General features: G+C 71.4%; 14 protein-coding genes and 1 pseudogene. 4 read left to right on the top strand and 11 right to left on the bottom strand.

Annotation, left to right across the window (positions count from 1 at the left end; translation table 11 throughout):
* Positions 1 to 132: 132 nt before the first annotated feature.
* On the bottom strand, positions 133 to 1,950 hold the full coding sequence (locus QQM72_RS18070; protein ID WP_314221902.1) for a S9 family peptidase: 1,818 nt from the start codon (positions 1,948 to 1,950) through the stop codon (positions 133 to 135).
* A gap of 212 nt (positions 1,951 to 2,162) precedes the next feature.
* Here QQM72_RS18070 and QQM72_RS18065 point away from each other — a divergent pair, with 212 nt between their 5' ends.
* Positions 2,163 to 3,026, top strand: coding sequence for an SURF1 family protein (locus QQM72_RS18065; protein ID WP_314221901.1), 864 nt, complete (start codon positions 2,163 to 2,165; stop codon positions 3,024 to 3,026).
* Here QQM72_RS18065 and QQM72_RS18060 read toward each other — a convergent pair.
* The 4 genes from QQM72_RS18060 to QQM72_RS18045 all read right to left on the bottom strand — a co-directional run bounded on the left by QQM72_RS18060 (position 2,996) and on the right by QQM72_RS18045 (position 7,738).
* On the bottom strand, positions 2,996 to 4,024 hold the full coding sequence (locus QQM72_RS18060; protein WP_314221900.1) for a hypothetical protein: 1,029 nt from the start codon (positions 4,022 to 4,024) through the stop codon (positions 2,996 to 2,998). The two genes, QQM72_RS18065 and QQM72_RS18060, sit on opposite strands and share 31 nt — an antisense overlap.
* 134 nt (positions 4,025 to 4,158) lie before the next feature.
* The gene (locus tag QQM72_RS18055) at positions 4,159 to 4,791 is read right to left on the bottom strand and encodes a SigE family RNA polymerase sigma factor (RefSeq protein ID WP_314221899.1); all 633 of its coding nucleotides are present in this window, start codon (positions 4,789 to 4,791) and stop codon (positions 4,159 to 4,161) included.
* A gap of 596 nt (positions 4,792 to 5,387) precedes the next feature.
* The gene (locus QQM72_RS18050) at positions 5,388 to 6,446 is read right to left on the bottom strand and encodes an aspartate-semialdehyde dehydrogenase (protein WP_314221898.1); all 1,059 of its coding nucleotides are present in this window, start codon (positions 6,444 to 6,446) and stop codon (positions 5,388 to 5,390) included.
* Positions 6,446 to 7,738: an aspartate kinase gene (locus QQM72_RS18045; protein ID WP_020129234.1), complete on the bottom strand. Its 1,293-nt coding sequence runs from the start codon at positions 7,736 to 7,738 to the stop codon at positions 6,446 to 6,448. Before QQM72_RS18045 ends, QQM72_RS18050 begins: the two co-directional genes overlap by 1 nt.
* 228 nt (positions 7,739 to 7,966) lie before the next feature.
* Between QQM72_RS18045 and QQM72_RS18040 the strand changes: the two are divergent.
* Positions 7,967 to 8,665 (top strand): annotated as a pseudogene (locus QQM72_RS18040) (response regulator transcription factor); the annotation flags it as partial.
* Between the two features lie 134 nt (positions 8,666 to 8,799).
* Positions 8,800 to 10,167, top strand: a complete 1,368-nt coding sequence (locus tag QQM72_RS18035; protein ID WP_314221897.1) for a HAMP domain-containing sensor histidine kinase — start codon at positions 8,800 to 8,802, stop codon at positions 10,165 to 10,167.
* Here QQM72_RS18035 and QQM72_RS18030 read toward each other — a convergent pair.
* Positions 10,133 to 10,630: an SgcJ/EcaC family oxidoreductase gene (locus tag QQM72_RS18030; protein WP_314221896.1), complete on the bottom strand. Its 498-nt coding sequence runs from the start codon at positions 10,628 to 10,630 to the stop codon at positions 10,133 to 10,135. The two genes, QQM72_RS18035 and QQM72_RS18030, sit on opposite strands and share 35 nt — an antisense overlap.
* Before the next feature lie 108 nt (positions 10,631 to 10,738).
* Positions 10,739 to 10,927: a hypothetical protein gene (locus QQM72_RS18025; protein WP_020129230.1), complete on the bottom strand. Its 189-nt coding sequence runs from the start codon at positions 10,925 to 10,927 to the stop codon at positions 10,739 to 10,741.
* 113 nt (positions 10,928 to 11,040) lie between these two features.
* On the opposite strand from QQM72_RS18025, the gene QQM72_RS18020 reads away from it, so the two are divergent.
* Positions 11,041 to 11,772, top strand: coding sequence for a sulfite exporter TauE/SafE family protein (locus QQM72_RS18020; RefSeq protein ID WP_314221895.1), 732 nt, complete (start codon positions 11,041 to 11,043; stop codon positions 11,770 to 11,772).
* A 112-nt stretch (positions 11,773 to 11,884) separates the two neighbouring features.
* Here the strand turns inward: QQM72_RS18020 and QQM72_RS18015 are convergent, their stop codons facing one another.
* The 4 genes from QQM72_RS18015 to recR form a co-directional block, all read right to left on the bottom strand.
* Positions 11,885 to 12,298: a hypothetical protein gene (locus QQM72_RS18015; protein ID WP_314221894.1), complete on the bottom strand. Its 414-nt coding sequence runs from the start codon at positions 12,296 to 12,298 to the stop codon at positions 11,885 to 11,887.
* A 54-nt stretch (positions 12,299 to 12,352) separates the two neighbouring features.
* On the bottom strand, positions 12,353 to 14,626 hold the full coding sequence (locus QQM72_RS18010; protein WP_314221893.1) for a tetratricopeptide repeat protein: 2,274 nt from the start codon (positions 14,624 to 14,626) through the stop codon (positions 12,353 to 12,355).
* An 88-nt stretch (positions 14,627 to 14,714) separates the two neighbouring features.
* Positions 14,715 to 15,377, bottom strand: coding sequence for a DUF5063 domain-containing protein (locus QQM72_RS18005; RefSeq protein ID WP_314221892.1), 663 nt, complete (start codon positions 15,375 to 15,377; stop codon positions 14,715 to 14,717).
* On the bottom strand, positions 15,370 to 15,969 hold the full coding sequence (recR, locus tag QQM72_RS18000) for a recombination mediator RecR (RefSeq protein ID WP_057601170.1): 600 nt from the start codon (positions 15,967 to 15,969) through the stop codon (positions 15,370 to 15,372). The genes QQM72_RS18005 and recR overlap by 8 nt, the downstream gene beginning before the upstream one ends.
* Between the last annotated feature and the right edge of the window lie 26 nt (positions 15,970 to 15,995).

Here is a 15,995-nt window from a genome sequence, read left to right as displayed (position 1 = left end):
GGCTCCGCCCCCGAACCCCCGCTCCTCAAACGCCGGAGGGGCTGAAAATTCGGCAGGAGCTGGGAGTCGGGCAGGGGCCAAGGGTTGGGCAGGGGCTGGAAATTGGACGGGAACGGGAGGTGAAGTCGGTGCTCACCGGGTCAAGTGGCGCTCCGCGAACTCCAGTTCCAGTCGCACCTGCTTGATGCGCTCGTCCACCACCAGCGAGCCGTGGCCCGCGTCGTAGCGGTACACCTCGTGCACCGCTCCCCTCGCCTCCAGGCGCCTGACGTAGTTGTCGATCTGGCGGATGGGACAGCGGGGGTCGTTCACGCCGGCCGAGATGTAGACGGGGGCCCGCACCTTGTCGACGTACGTCAGCGGGGACGAGGCCTCGAAGCGCTCCGGGACCTCCTCCGGGGTGCCGCCGAGCAGCGTGCGGTCCATCGCCTTCAGGGCCTCCATCTCGTCGTGGTAGGCCGTGACGTAGTCGGCGACGGGGACGGCCGCGATGCCCACGGCCCACGCGTCGGGCTGGGCGCCGAGGCCGAGGAGGGTGAGGTAGCCGCCCCAGGAGCCGCCGGTGAGGATCAGCCGGGCGGGGTCGGCGAGACCCGAGCTCACCGCCCATTCCCGGACCGCCTCGATGTCCTCGAGCTCGATCAGGCCCACCCGGTGCTTCAGGGCGTCCGTCCAGGCGCGGCCGTAGCCGGTGGAGCCGCGGTAGTTGACGCGGACGACCGCGTAGCCGTGGTCCACCCAGGCCGCCGGGGCCGCCGCGAAGGCGTCGCTGTCGTGCCAGGTCGGGCCGCCGTGGATGTCGAAGACCGTGGGCAGCGGACCGCTGGCGCCGACGGGCCGCTGGACCAGCGCGTGGATGCGGCCGCCGGGGCCCTCCACCCACACGTCCTCCACCGGGACCGAGCCGGGGGACTTCATGCCGGGCGCGTCCAGGACCACTTCGCCGGTCGTCGAGCGGACCGCCGGCGGCCTGGCCGCGGACGACCACAGGTACTCCACGCTGCCGTCCGGACGGGCCGTGGCACCGGAGACCGTGCCGGGCGGCGTCGTGATCCGCTCCAGCGCGGCGCTCGCGAGGTCGTAGCGGAACAGTTCGCTGCGGGCCTCGAAGCTGTGCACGATGAGCAGGCCCGAGCCGTCCGGGTACCACTCGGCGCTGACGTCGCCCGGCAGGTCCAGGTCCAGGTCGGTCTCCAGGCCGGTCGCCACGTCCCAGACCAGCGGCTCCCAGCGGCCGCGGCGCTGGTGGCCGATGAGCAGCCGGGTGTCGCCGTCGACCGGGGCGAAGCCCAGTACCTCCAGGCCCAGCTCCTCGACGCCGCCCTTGGTGTCGTCCAGCTCGGCGACCTTCGAGCCGTCGGGGCGCAGGACGCGCAGCGCGGAGTGCATCGCGTCGCCGTGCTCGGTGTGCTCGACGGCGATGAGGGAGCCGTCGTGGGAGAGGTCGCCCACGCCCGCGGACTCCCGGTGGCGGTACAGCTCGAAGGGGGGCTCGCCGACCCGCGCCACATGGATCGTCGTGCCCTCCTCGTCCGTGGAGCGGCCGACCACCGCGGTGCGGCCGTCGCGGCCGAGGGCCAGACCCGCCGGGTAGGAGGCGTCCAGGCCCGGGGTGGCGGGCTCGTCGGCTCCGCCGCCGAAGGGCTGACGGCGCCAGACGCCGAACTCGTCGCCGTCCTTGTCGTCGAACCACCAGATCCACGCGCCGTCCGGGGAGAGCACGCCGTCCGTCGTGCCGTTGGCCCGGTCGGTCACCTGACGCTGGTGGCCCGTGGCCCGGTCCCAGGCGTACAGCTCGTACGTCCCCGTCGCATTGGAAACGAACAGGGAGCGGTCCGGCGCGTCCTGCGCCCAGTCGGGCAGCGACACCCGGGGCGCCCGGAAGCGCTTCTCCCAGTCCGGCATCTCCTCGTACTGCTCGGGTGCGGCGGACCCGTTGCTCTCAGTCATGACCCCATACTGCCCGCCCGCGAGGACAATGGGACGCCAAGGTCCCCAGGCTGTGGATAACTTCCCACCGACTTCGCACCTCCTTCCCACCAATGAGCCCCGCCCGCCCCTCACCCGAGCCGCGTCCGACCCTCACCCGAGCCTCACCCGAGCCGCGTCCGAGCCTCACCCCGCGGGTCGGTGTCGGGCGCGCGCCCCGTACCGTGGAGGGCGTGTACCGGTTCCTGCTGACGCCCCGCTGGTGGGGGATCAACGTCTTCGTGCTGCTGGCCATCCCCTTCTGCGTGTTCATGGGGTCCTGGCAGCTGAGCCGCTTCGAGGCTCGCGTGGACGACCACCGCAGCGCGAAGGAGCAGGCCGAGTCCGCCCGCACGCAGGCCGCGCGGCCGCTGGCCGAGCTGCTGCCCGTGGACAAGTCGACCTCCGGCCGGCGCGCCACGGCCACCGGGCACTACGGCAGGCAGCTGCTGGTGCCCGGCCGGCAGCTGGACGGCCGGGACGGGTACTACGTGCTGACCCTGCTGCGCACGGACGGCGGCAAGGCGCTGCCCGTGGTGCGCGGCTGGCTGCCCGGCACCGCCGACGCCGCTAAGGCCCCGAAACCGCCGGCCGGCCAGGTCACCGTCACCGGCACGCTCCAGGCCTCCGAGACGCCGGGCGACAACGGGGTGAGCGCCCAGGGCGGCCTGCCGGCCGGGCAGACCTCGGCGATCAGCGCCGCGTCCCTGGTCAACCTGGTGCCGTACGACCTGTACGACGCCTGGGTCACGCTCGACACCGCGGACTCGGGGATGACGGCGGTGCCCGCGACCGCGGCGGCCGACACGGGGCTCGACCTGAAGGCGTTCCAGAACCTGGGCTACACCGGCGAGTGGTTCGTCTTCGCCGGGTTCGTGGTGTTCATGTGGTTCCGGCTGCTGCGCCGCGAGGTGGAGTTCGCGCGGGACGCGGAGCTCGGCATCTTCCCGGAGGAACCCGGGGAACCCGAGGCCCCCGGGGCATCCGAGAAGCCCGGCTCCGGATCGGGCGATCGCCCCGAGCGGGTTCAGGACGACGCCAGCACGCCCGTCCGGTAGATCGTCCCGGCGCACGCGTCGGACACCGTGGCCACGCTCGTGGGGGAACCGCCCTCGGCCGTGTAGGTCACGTTCACGCTGCCGTCGACCGTGCCGTCCTCGGTGTACATCTGGGCCGAGGTGCCGGCGGTGGTCTCGCCGGTCGTGCTCGACTGCTCGGTCGGAGTCGGGGACGGGGACGCCGAGCCGCCGCTGTCGCCGCCGCTGCCGCCCGTGGTGGGGCAGGTCTCGGAGGGCACCCAGGCGAACTTGACCTCGTAGGCCGAGCCGGGGGCGAGCGCGTGCTGGGAGACGTAGAGGGAGGGGTCGGGCAGGCCCGCCGCCACGTCCCCGGAGGCGTGCTCCACGACGGTGATCTTCGAGGCGTCGGCGGCGCCCTGGGCGCCGAAGGTCACCGAGACCGCGCCGCTGACGGTGCAGATGGCGCTGGAGGCGTTCTGGACGAGGAAGGTGCCGTAGACGGTGCCGGCCGAGTCGGGGACGTCGAGGCTCGGAGTGCCGGCATCGAGCTGGTCCGCCGTGCAGGCGGGCGCGCTCGCCGCGGACTCGGAGGTGGGGCCGGCGCCGCTGGAGGCGGTGCTGCCCGCGGACTCCTTGCCCTGGTCGGAGTCGGTGGCGCCGCCCCTGCCCTGCTCACCGGTCTTGCCGGAGGAGTCGCCGACCTTGCCCGAGGAGCCGCCGTCGGGGCCCTTGCCCTGATCCGCTCCCCCCTGCGCCTGTGAGGCCTGGCCGGCGATGGAAGGGTTGGCGTCGGAGCCGCCGGAGTTCGAGACGTGCAGCACGGCCGGGACGGCGGTGCCGAGGAAGAGCGCCGCGGCCGCCATGCCGACGGCCGCCTGCCGCTTGCGGGCCCGCCGGACGGGAACGGCCCGTCGCAGGTGGTCCAGCGAGCCGTCGCGCGGCTCCATCTCCTGGACGGCGTCGTGCAGCATCCGGCGCAGTGCCAGCTCGTCCGAGTCGAGCCCGTCGGGGCTCTGTTCGTCGAGGTGGTGGTTCACGGTTGAGTTCCCAGCGTGCGATTGCTTCGGCTCTTGTGTACGCGACGAGGACGTCGGCTCGTGCCACGCGAACGGCTCGTGGCGCTCGTGACTGTCGTGACCGCCGTGTGAGCCCTGCCCTTCGGCTTCCCCGCTCACGCCGACGCCTCCATGGCTGTGCGCAGGGCGGCGATGCCGCGTGAGCCGTAGGCCTTGACCGAGCCGAGGGAGACGCCGAGGGTCGCGGCGACCTGGGCCTCGGTCATGTCGGCGAAGTAGCGCAGCACGAGGACCTCGCGCTGCCGGCGCTGAAGGCCCTTCATCGCCTTGATGAGCGAGTCGCGCTCCAGCTGGTCGTAGGCGCCCTCCTCCGCGCTGGCCATGTCCGGCATCGGCTTGGAGAGCAGCTTCAGGCCGAGGATGCGGCGGCGCAGGGCGGAACGGGAGAGGTTGACGACCGTCTGACGCAGGTAGGCCAGGGTCTTCTCCGGGTCACGGACGCGTTTGCGCGCGGAGTGGACGCGGATGAAGGCCTCCTGGACGACGTCCTCGCAGGAGGCGGTGTCGTCGAGGAGGAGGGCGGCGAGACCGAGCAGCGAGCGGTAGTGCGCGCGGTAGGTCTCGGTGAGATGGTCGACGGTGGTGCCGGCCGCCTCGGCGGTCTCGGCTGCGACGGTCGCTTCGGCGGCTTCGGCGGCTTCGGCGCCGTCACGCTGACTGGGGACGCGGGCGGGCCGCGCTGCGGGCATGGGCGCGATCACCGGCATGCCGCCGGGCGAGCCGGGCATACGGGGTCGGAGGACGGCTCGCGGCGGCCGAAGGGCCGCGCCGCGGGGCGCCAATGGGAGTTCGAGTACCTCTGCCACGCCAGTTGGACACACTTCCCCCCGTGGGGGTTGTACGCGTCCGGCGTCACTTTTGCGTCGACCAAGGCCACGCGCACCCGTCTCATCTGTCCCGCACTTCCCCTATATGCCATATGAACGGGCGTCCCCACGCCCGGATCACCGCGTCCCCGAACGCTGTGATCGTTCACACGTCTGCGCACACCCCGCAGGGTGACCGCAAAGACGCTCCCCGCCCTGCGCACGGTTGCGGAGAGCGGGGAGGAAAATCTTCGGATGCCAAAGGTGTCCGATACAAGTGGTTCGGATCATCGACCCGCTCACACTGCACTGGAGATCCTACAAACCCACCAAGCCCTGGCCAGCGCTTTTACTTCCGGTAGCACCTCGCCGCACGCCGGCGCGACCGCCGCAGGACAGCCCGGCACGCCGGCACGGCCGCCGCAGGACAGCTCCGCACGCCGGCACGGCCGCCGCAGGACAGCTCCGCACGCCGGCGCGACCGCCTCAGGACAGCCCGGCACGCCGGCGCGACCGCCTCAGGACAGCTCGGCCGCCACCAGCTCCGCGATCTGCGCGGTGTTCAGCGCGGCCCCCTTGCGCAGGTTGTCCCCGCACACGAACAGCTCGAGCGCCGTCGGGTCGTCGAGGGCCCGCCGGACCCGGCCCACCCAGGTCGGGTCGGTGCCGACCACGTCGGCGGGCGTGGGGAACTCCCCCGCCGCCGGGTTGTCGAACAGGACGACACCGGGCGCCGTCGCGATGATCTCGCGGGCGCCGTCCACGGTGACCTCGTCCTGGAAACGGGCGTGCACGGTGAGGGAGTGCGTGGTGACCACCGGGACGCGCACGCAGGTCACCGCCACCGGCAGCTTCGGCAGCCCGAGGATCTTGCGGGACTCGTCCCGCACCTTCATCTCCTCCGACGACCAGCCGTCCGCGCGCAGCGACCCGGCCCACGGGACGACGTTCAGCGCCACCGGCTCCGGGAACGGCCCGGTGTCGTCGCCCACGGCCCGCCGCAGGTCACCGGGGCCGGTCCCCAGCTCGGTGCCGGCGACCAGCGACATCTGCCGCCGCAGGGTCTCCACCCCGGCCCGCCCGGCCCCGCTCACCGCCTGGTACGACGACACCACCAGCTCGCGCAGCCCGTACTCGGCGTGCAGCGCGCCCAGGGCGACGATCATCGACAGCGTCGTGCAGTTGGGGTTGGCGACGATCCCGCGCGGCCGGTTCCGCAGCGCGTGCGCGTTGACCTCGGGGACGACCAGCGGCACCTCCGGGTCCATCCGGAAGGCGCCCGAGTTGTCGACGACGACCACGCCCTTGGCGGCGGCGACCGGCGCCCACCGCGCCGCGACCTCGTCGGGCACGTCGAACATGGCGACGTCGACCCCGTCGAAGGCCTCCTCCGACAGGGCCACCACCTCGACCTCCTCGCCGCGCACGGCCAGCTTTCGGCCGGCCGAGCGCGGGGAGGCGACCAGGCGGATCTCGCCCCAGATGTCGGCCCGCTGGGAGAGGATCCTGAGCATGACCGAGCCGACGGCCCCGGTCGCTCCCACGACCGCGAGGGTCGGCCGCACGGTAGTGGCCATCAGCGGCCGGTGCCCCCGTAGACGACGGCCTCGTCGCTGTCGGAATCGAGCCCGAAGGCGGTGTGCACGGCGCGCACGGCCTCGTTGACGTCGTCGGCGCGCGTCACGACCGAGATGCGGATCTCGGAGGTCGAGATGAGCTCGATGTTGACGCCCGCGTCGGACAGGGCCTTGAAGAAGTCGGCCGTGACGCCCGGGTTGGTCTTCATCCCGGCGCCGACCAGGGAGATCTTGCCGATCTGGTCGTCGTAGCGCAGCGAGTCGAAGCCGATGCCCGCCTTGTTCTTCTCCAGGGCGTCGATGGCCTTGCGGCCCTCGGCCTTGGGCAGCGTGAAGGAGATGTCCGTCAGACCGGTGGAGGCCGCGGACACGTTCTGCACGATCATGTCGATGTTGATCTCGGCGTCGGCGATCGTCCGGAAGATCACGGCAGCCTCGCCCGGCTTGTCCGGCACGCCCACGACCGTGACCTTGGCCTCGGAGGTGTCGTGCGCGACACCGGAGATGATGGCCTGCTCCACCGGCTTTTCCCCTTGCTGCTGTGTCTTCGGAACGAGTGGCTCACTGCTGACCCACGTGCCCTGGAGTCCGCTGAACGACGAGCGGACATGGATCGGGATGTTGTAGCGGCGGGCGTACTCCACACAGCGGTGGAGCAGCACCTTGGAACCGGAGGCCGCGAGCTCCAGCATGTCCTCGAAGGCGATCCAGTCGATCTTCTGCGCCTTCTTCACCACGCGCGGGTCGGCGGTGAACACGCCGTCCACGTCGGTGTAGATCTCGCAGACCTCGGCGTCGAGCGCGGCGGCGAGGGCGACGGCCGTGGTGTCGGACCCGCCACGCCCCAGCGTGGTGATGTCCTTCTTGTCCTGGCTGACACCCTGGAACCCGGCGACGATGGCGATGTTGCCCTCGTCCAGCGCGGTCCGGATGCGCCCCGGCGTGACGTCGATGATCCGGGCTTTGTTGTGGACCGAGTCGGTGATGACGCCTGCCTGGCTGCCGGTGAACGACTGGGCGCTGTGACCCAGGTTCTTGATCGCCATCGCCAGCAGGGCCATGGAGATCCGCTCTCCGGCGGTCAGCAGCATGTCGAATTCCCGGCCGCTGGGCATCGGGGATACCTGCTCGGCGAGATCGATCAGCTCGTCCGTCGTGTCGCCCATCGCGGAAACGACCACGACCACCTGGTGGCCGTTCTTCTTCGCTTCCACGATCCGCTTGGCGACGCGCTTGATGCCCTCGGCATCGGCTACGGAGGAGCCTCCGTACTTCTGCACGACAAGGCCCACGTGCGCTCCTCGCTCAGTTTGTCTGTTTCCGCACATACGCCCTTGTACTGCGGGTCGGCTCAGTCTAACGAGCGCCCGAAAACCACCTCCCGAGTACCGCATGGTGAGACTCGGCGAGACTCGCGGAAGAGGCCGGGAAGAGGTCCGGACGCCCGTCGTCGGGTCTTCCCTTCCCACTGAAGCCGAAGTGATAGCTGTGAATTAAGTTTCAAGCACTATCGTGCGGCTGTGCACGTACTCCTCGTGGAAGACGACGAACCGGTCGCCGAGTCGCTGCGGCGCGGGCTGAAGCGGTACGGCTTCGACGTCGACTGGGTCACCACGGGCGCCGCCGCGCTCGCCCATTCCGACCCCTACGACGTCGTCCTGCTGGACCTGGGCCTGCCCGACACCGACGGCCTGGACGTGTGCAGGGCCCTGCGCGAGCGGGGCGACATCCCGATCATCGTGATCAGCGCCCGCAGCGACGAGACGGACCGGGTGGTCGGCCTGGAGCTGGGCGCCGACGACTACGTGTCCAAGCCGTTCGGGGTGCGGGAGGTCATCGCGCGAATACGGGCGGTGATGCGGCGCGTGCGTCGGCGCACGGCGGACGAGGGCACGACCGGCGGCGCGGACCACTACGGCGCCCGGCTGACCGTCGACCGCAAGGCGGCCCGCGTCCACGTGGACGGCGCGGAGATCGCGCTCGCGCCGAAGGAGTACGACCTGCTGTCCTTCCTCACCGAGGAACCGGGCGCGCTGATGTCGCGCGAGCAGATCATGGAAGCGGTCTGGGACGCGAACTGGTTCGGGCCGACGAAGACGCTGGATGTGCACGTGGCGGCGCTGCGGCGGAAGTTCGCCGGGGTCGTCGCCATCGAGGCGGTGCGGGGCGTGGGCTTCCGACTGGAGATCGTCGGCGGGCCCGCTCCCGGCCCGAGCAGCCCGGTCGGCCCCGGCGGCTCCGGCGGCCCGGTCGGCCCCGGCAGCCCCGGCAGCCCCGGCAGCCCCGGCGGCTCCGGCGGCCCGGTCGGCCCCGGCAGCCCCGGCAGCCCTGGCGGCCCGGTCGGCCCGACGTCATGATCAAGCAGCTCATCCGCAGTTATGTGCTGCTGGTGGCCGTCGCCATCCTGCTGTTCACCGTGCCGGTGGCCTTCACCCTCACCGCCCAGCTGCGCGGCGACACCGAGGTGTCCATCGAGCGCGAGGCGACCACCATGGCGCTGCTGCTGGGCAACGGCGACACCGCCTCCTGCCAGGCGCTGGAGGAGATGGCCAGGGCGTACGCCGTGGAGACCGAGGACGAGGTCCAGGCCACCACCACCGCCCGGTGCGCGCCGGCGCTGCCGCGCCCCGCGCGGGACGCGGCGCTGGCCGGGGCCCTGGAGCGGGGCAGTCCGACCACCGACTGGGGGTCGGACTTCATCTGGGGCCGCGACCTGGTGATCACGGTCCCCGCGAAGGACGACGGCCAGGTCGTCGGCGCCGTACGGATCGTCTACGCGACCTCGGGACTCACCCACAGGCTGTGGACGATCTGGGGCTTCCGGGCGGGCCTCGCCGTGGCGGTGCTCGGCGTGGCCGCGCTGATCGGCGCGGTCGTCGCCCGCCGCATCACCCGCCCGCTGCGCCAGCTGAACGACATGGCGAGCAAGTTCAGCGACGGCGACCTGACGGCCCGCTCCCCCGTGACGGGCCCCCAGGAGACCCGGACCCTGGCCCGCACCCTCAACCAGGCCGGCGAGCGCCTCGACACGCTGATCGCCTCGCAGCGCATCTTCGTGGCGGATGCCTCGCACCAGCTCAGGACCCCGCTGACGGCGCTCCGCCTCTCGCTCGACAACATCGCGGACGGTGTCGACGACGAGTTCGTGCGGGAGGACGTGGAACAGGCCACCGCCGAGGTGGTGCGGATGAGCCGGCTGGTCAACGGCCTGCTGGTGCTGGCCAGGGCCGAGGCCAAGGTGACCGCGGCGGAACCGCTGTCCCTGACGGACATCGTGGCGGAACGCCTGTCGGTGTGGAGGCCGGCCGCCGACGAGCGCGGGGTCACCATCGCGCTCAGGGGGAGTGTTGTCGACGACCGGCCGTCTGTGCTGGCCAGCCCCGGTCATCTGGACCAGGTGCTGGACAACGTGCTCTCGAACGCCCTGGAGGTGTCACCCGACGGCGGGACGATCACCGTCCGGACCGAGGCCGGGGCCAGGGAGGTGGTCCTGTCCGTCGCGGACGAGGGACCGGGCATGTCGGACGCGGAGAAGTCCCGTGCCTTCGACCGCTTCTGGCGCGGCCAGGGTCTGACCGGGCGCTCCGGTTCCGGGCTCGGCCTCTCCGTCGTCAGACAACTGGTGACGGACGACGGCGGGACGGTGGCCCTGGCGGACGCGCCCGGGGGCGGGCTCTCGGTGCGGATCAGCCTTCGGGCATCGCGGACGAGTGGTGGTTGACGATCTTCCACTCGCCGTCGCGCTTCTCGTACTCGTAGGTGTAGCGGGCCTCGACGACGCGCTTCTCGCCGGTGTCGTGGTCGGTGAGCGTGAACGCGTAGACGCCGGTGTCGATGGCGGAGTCGCTGTCGAGGACGTTGACGATCGTCCGAACCTTCTTGCCGGCCGGCTTGTTCCGGAGGAAGTGCTCGAAGTAGTCGACGATGCCGGCGCGGTCGGTGCGGACCTTGTTCGAGACGGTGGGCAGCAGGACCGCGTCCTTGGCGTAGCGGTCCGCGACAATCTCCGCGTCACCGGTCCGCAGTGCGGCGTTCCAGCCGTCGAAGAGGGCGGCGATCTGCTTCTTGGTGGGCTTCGAGGGCTTCTCGGAGCCGGCCGCACTGACTCCGGCCGACACCGTGGCGGCGGTGACGACGGCGGTGGCGGTGACGAGGGCGGCGCGTATGCGGGTCGTGCGGGTCATGGCAACTCCTGTGCGGCTCGCTGCTGTTGGGATAACCCAAGATTCGCGTCCGGCCGGTTAGCGCCCGTGCAGCCCGCGTACAGGGGACGTCCAGCACCAGGCCAATTCTCAGGAGGCGGTCCTCCGGCCCCGGTCCCGGACCAGGCTGACGCCGGCCCCGAGCGACACGACGCCCATCCCGACGGCGGTCATCACGCCCTGCGATCCGTCGACCACGAAGGGGGCCACCGCGGCGACGGCGAGGTTGAAGAGGAAGAGGAACCACAGGACGGGACGGGAGGAGAGCAGAGCCTTCATGACAGGCCTTCCTTGAACGGGAGTCGGTTTCGCTTGCGAGATCAACGATCCCGTCCCGGGCCTGCGGGAACGAGGGAGCACAGTCCCGAAGACATGGTGTAGGCAGGTACACCATGACGACCGGGACGAGTGAGGCACTGCTGGCGGGGATCGTGCTGCTGGGCTCCTGTGTGCAGTGGCTGACCGGGATGGGCTTCGCCCTGGTCGCCGTCCCCGCGCTGGTGCTGCTGCTCGGCCCGGCCCAGGGGGTCGTCCTGGCGAACTGCGCGGCGGGCGCGATCAGCGTCGTGGGCCTGGCGGGCGGTTGGCGCCGGGTGCGCCCGGCCGCGATGGTCCCGCTGTGCGTCGCCGCCGCGTGCACGGTCCCGGCGGGTACCTGGCTGACCCGCCGGCTCCCCGAACCCGCCCTGCTGTCGGTCATGGGCGCACTGGTGACGATCGCGGTCCTGCTGGTCATGCGGGGCGTCCGCATCCCCGCACTGCGCGGCACCCGGGGCGCGGTCGTGGCCGGCGCGGCGGGCGGCTTCATGAACTCGGCGGCGGGCGTCGGCGGCCCGCCCGTCTCCCTGTACGCCGTCAACGCGTGCTGGACGGTACGGGAGTTCATCCCGAACGCGCAGTTCTACAGCGTCGTCGTCAACGCCTTCTCGGTCGCGGCGAACGGCCTCCCGCAGCTGAGCGGCCCCCAGTGGACGTCGGTGGCCGTCGCGATGACCGCGGGCGCACTGATCGGCAGGGCTCTCGCGGGACGGCTGCCGGAGAACCGGGCCCGCCTGCTGGTACTGGGCCTGGCCCTGGCGGGCGGGGTGACGGCCATGGGCAAGGGCGTGTGGGGGTGGTCGTGAACGACGCCGCGCTCAGCCCGCGCGTCAGGCCCCGGAGCCGGTGTCGGCGCACCGACCAGACCCGGACCGGGGAGAAGAGTTCGAAGCCCGGAACTTGAGCCCCGGGGCGGCCTCAGTTTCCGGTGGACGCCGAGCCGATGTCACCACCCGCCGCGATGGAACCGGGGCCGGATGCGGTCACGTTGCCGGTACTCCGTTGACCCGCCGTAGGCGGGAGAAGAGGACTCGGGGAAACCGGTGTGGCCACGCCGCCCGTGGAGGCGAATCCGATGCTGCCGCCCGCCGCGACCGCCCTCTCGCCGGAGGCCTGTACGTCCTGTGTGGAAATCGATGGGGCCGCGGCAGAGGACGACCCGCCGAACTGAGCGATCGCCGCAAGCACGAAGCCGACGATGCCGACGGCCCCTCCGGCCACACTCGCGACCTGATCCGCCCTCCCGAGGTCCACGAAGGCGAAGCCGATCAGCGCCCCCACACCCGCCCCGCAGATACCGAGTCCTGCCCACGCCCATGGCTTGAGTGTCATGGGGCCATTGTGGCCGAACCGTCCCGGGAGCAACGGGTATCGGCGCAGAGGGTCCTACAGGTTCGGAGGTGGGGAGAACTCATCCGCGACGGAAGACAACGCCTCGAACATCTGCGACAGCAGGGCTGCAGCGGATTCGTTCTCACTCATCAGGGAGAACACCTCGGTCAAGAGCCCCTCAGCCGCTTCGCCATAGCGCTCGTCCCGTGTCGCCAGGTACACCTGAAGCAGCGCGAAGCGGGCGGCCACGGTGTCGACGTGGTCGTCACCGAGCACGCGTCGACACGTGTCCAGGTCGTGCTCGGCCGCGCTCACCTCGTCCTCGGTTGCGGGCGAGGCCTGGGCGAACCATTCGGGGCCCAGCGCCCTGACCTTCTCTTCCATGGCACGCAGCGCGGCTACCAGGCCGTCCCCGGTCACTGCTCGGAGCACTCCGGCAAGGGGCTGGATCAGGCTGTCCGGGAGATCAGGCAGGGTGGTCAACTGGGTGTCCAGGATCCTTGTGGCGAGAGTCTCCGGGTGTTCCCCGCCCAGGACTCGCACACAGTCGGCGAGCAGTTCTCCGCACAGGTCGCGGGCCTGCGCCGCCCTGCCGGTCAACACCAGCCCGGCGATCGTGTCCCGCCGTGCCGCGAAGGTCCTGGGGTGGTCCTGGCCCCGCAGCCGGATCTGACCCACCACACAGGACTCCGCCAGCCGCTGGGCCCGTTCCACCTCCCCTTGCAAGGAGGCGATCCGATGCATGTTCCCCATGGCCAGCAGAGTCACTCCGTGTTCCGGACCCAGGATCCGCGTGCAGTCGGCCAGCACCTCCTCTGCGAACGGGGCGGCTTCCTCGACCGACTTCATCATCCGCGTGGCATGCGCCAGCCGCACGCGCGCGAAGAGCGTCCTCTCCGCTTCCGGGCCCTGGTGTCGTACATACCCGGCTTCCGCCCGCCGCAGCAGATCGAGCGCCCGGAGGGCGACCTTCACTCCGACCCCGAGCATGTAGTCCCCGGTCTCCGTCAGCAGGTGTGCCATCGCCTCCGTGTCCGCCTCCGGCGGAACCAGCTCGGCCAACGCCTCGACGTGCGGGAGCAGGGAGCGCATGACCGGCCAGGCCGACGGGTCTTCGACGTCCTCGGGAAGAGCCCGCGCCAGGGCGTCCACCGCCGCTGTGCGCGCGTTCGCGACCGCTTCGGGGCTCCGATGCCGGTCGCCGTCAGCACCCGTACGGGACACGGCCTGGACCAGCCGGTGCACGGACACCGTGTCACCGGAGAGCGTGATCATGCTGTGGGCCGCCAGACGGCCGAGTGCCCGGCGTACGGCCAGCGACGATCCCAGGGAAGTGAACAGGCTGCGCGGGATGCCGTCGGGGGCATACCAGGCCAGCATCAACAGGATCCGGACAGCGAGCGGTTCGGCCGCGAGACGGTCGAGCGTGACGTGCCAGACGCGTGCGACGGTGCGTTCGTGGTCGCCGTCCTCGTGCGTCTCCGCGTACATCTCGGCGGGCGAAGTCGCGAGATCGTCCAGATACGTGCGGACCGCGCAGTCGGTCTCCCTGCAGTACGCCGCGGCCTGCGCGACCGCCAGCGGTAGACAGCCCAACTCCTCGCAGAGTTCGGCGGCATCCGGATCCTCACCATGGATCTCGGTGAAGAGACCCACCGCGTCCTGACTCGACAGCACGCTCAGCGGCACCTCCTCCGCGATTCCCTGCCACCCCGTCGCGCGCCGGCTCGTGATCAGAAAACGGCCCGTCGACGCCCTGGACAGCAGGGCAGTCACGTCGGCCGAACTGGTGACGTTGTCGAGGACGATGAGCCAGCCGCCATGAGTGGCGAGCCAGCGCCCGCCCCACTCGCTCAACTGCTCCTGGGGCAGCAGGGTGACAAGGGACGGCCGAAGGGCGGCCGCGAGATCTGCGAGGCCCGCGTCGATCGCGGCGCGGCTGTCGGCCGTGATCCACCACACCGGAGCGTCGGCCGGCCCGTGCGCGGAGGCCAGACGAGCGGCGAGCGTGGACTTGCCGATGCCGCCGAGACCGTGCAGCACATGGGCGAGCGACCGCCCTGGCTCGGCAGACGCGCTCCTCAGCAGGCCGAGTTCCTCGTCCCGCCCGACGAAGATGTGCGCACGGAAAGGCAGGTTGGTGAGGTTGGGCGGGCAGTCGACCGACTCGGGCGGCGGACACGCGTCCGGCAGCAGCATCCCCACGTGATCGATGTGCAGACCGATCGCGCCCGGCCCGGTGATCGCCTGCGCGATGCTCCCACCCGCGGCGACAGCGCCCGCGCCCGAGGCGTCCGCAGCTGCCCTACGGTCGAACAAGCCACTCATGCGTCACATCATGACCGCCTACGACACCCATCGTCAGGCGTACGAAAGGAGTTGGGCGGTCGGCACCGCTCTTCCCCGCCGGGCAGACCTACTTGACCGGCCCCAGGCCCAACTGCCCGCCGATCTCCTCCTCCATGACCCGGCCCGCCTCGAACTCGAGGGTCTCGTCGCCCAGGGTGGACTGGTCGGTGTCGAGGCCGTTCAGTTCCTCGAGGGGCTGGTCGAGGCGGATGTGGGCGAGGACCGAGTGCAGGGCGCGCAGGGTCGCCGAGGCGGTGGAGCCCCAGTTGGAGAAGTAGGAGAACTGCCACCACCACAGGGCCTCCGTGGTGCGGCCCGCGCGGTAGTGGACCATGCCGTGGCGCAGGTCGGCGATGACGTCGGCGAGGTCGTCGGAGATCCGGGCCGGGACGGGCGCCTTGCGGGGCTCGTAGGGGTCGAAGACCTCCGAGTAGACGTCGACCGGCTCCAGGAGGCGGGCGAGGTTCTCCCGCAGCTCGTCGGCGTCCGGCTCGAAGCCCGGGTCGGGCTCGTAGCGCTCGTCGGGGACGATGTCCTCGTGGGCGCCGAGGCGGCCGCCGGCCAGGAGCAGCTGGGAGACCTCCAGGAGGAGGAAGGGGACCGCCAGGCCCGGCTCGTCGCCCTTCGCGACCTCCGTGACGGCTACCAGGAAGCTCTCGACCTGATCCGCGATCTGGACCACGAAATCGTCCGGGTTGTGGTCGGTCGCGTGCAGCGTGGCGTCAGACATCTAGGAGTCGTCTCCCCTCGAAGGCGCGACCGAGGGTCACCTCGTCCGCGTATTCCAGGTCGCCACCCACCGGGAGGCCGCTGGCCAGGCGGGTGACCTTCAGGCCCATGGGCTTGATCATGCGGGCGAGGTACGTGGCCGTCGCCTCGCCCTCCAGGTTCGGGTCGGTGGCCAGGATCAGCTCCGTGACCGTCCCGTCGGCCAACCGCGCGAGGAGTTCCCGTATCCGCAGGTCGTCGGGACCGACACCTTCGATGGGGCTGATCGCGCCGCCCAGGACGTGGTACTTGCCGCGGAACTCACGCGTGCGCTCGACCGCCACGACGTCCTTCGGCTCCTCGACGACGCAGATGACGCTCGGGTCGCGGCGCGGGTCGCGGCAGATGCCGCAGAACTCCTCCTGCGCCACGTTGCCGCAGGTCGCGCAGAAGCGGACCTTCGCCTTGACCTCCATCAGGCACTGCGCGAGCCGCCGTACGTCCGTCGGTTCCGCCTGGAGGATGTGGAAGGCGATCCGCTGCGCGCTCTTGGGACCGACGCCGGGCAGCCGCCCCAGCTCGTCGATGAGGTCCTGGACCACGCCTTCGTACAACGGACTGCCGTCCTTCCTGGGGTTCC

The organism is Streptomyces zaehneri (genome assembly GCF_032248645.1).
Lineage (GTDB): Bacteria > Actinomycetota > Actinomycetes > Streptomycetales > Streptomycetaceae > Streptomyces > Streptomyces coriariae.
Note: the sequence above shows the minus strand (reverse complement) of the source record. Positions and strands in the feature narration are given on the sequence as shown.

Coding starts and splice junctions, on each gene's coding strand:
- QQM72_RS18070 (WP_314221902.1), bottom strand. CDS start 1,950: ATGACTGAGAGCAACGGGTCCGCCGCACCCGAGCAGTACGAGGAGATG.
- QQM72_RS18055 (WP_314221899.1), bottom strand. CDS start 4,791: ATGCCCGGCTCGCCCGGCGGCATGCCGGTGATCGCGCCCATGCCCGCA.
- QQM72_RS18050 (WP_314221898.1), bottom strand. CDS start 6,446: ATGGCCACTACCGTGCGGCCGACCCTCGCGGTCGTGGGAGCGACCGGG.
- QQM72_RS18035 (WP_314221897.1), top strand. CDS start 8,800: ATGATCAAGCAGCTCATCCGCAGTTATGTGCTGCTGGTGGCCGTCGCC.
- QQM72_RS18030 (WP_314221896.1), bottom strand. CDS start 10,630: ATGACCCGCACGACCCGCATACGCGCCGCCCTCGTCACCGCCACCGCC.
- QQM72_RS18025 (WP_020129230.1), bottom strand. CDS start 10,927: ATGAAGGCTCTGCTCTCCTCCCGTCCCGTCCTGTGGTTCCTCTTCCTC.
- QQM72_RS18020 (WP_314221895.1), top strand. CDS start 11,041: ATGACGACCGGGACGAGTGAGGCACTGCTGGCGGGGATCGTGCTGCTG.
- QQM72_RS18015 (WP_314221894.1), bottom strand. CDS start 12,298: ATGACACTCAAGCCATGGGCGTGGGCAGGACTCGGTATCTGCGGGGCG.
- QQM72_RS18010 (WP_314221893.1), bottom strand. CDS start 14,626: ATGAGTGGCTTGTTCGACCGTAGGGCAGCTGCGGACGCCTCGGGCGCG.
- QQM72_RS18005 (WP_314221892.1), bottom strand. CDS start 15,377: ATGTCTGACGCCACGCTGCACGCGACCGACCACAACCCGGACGATTTC.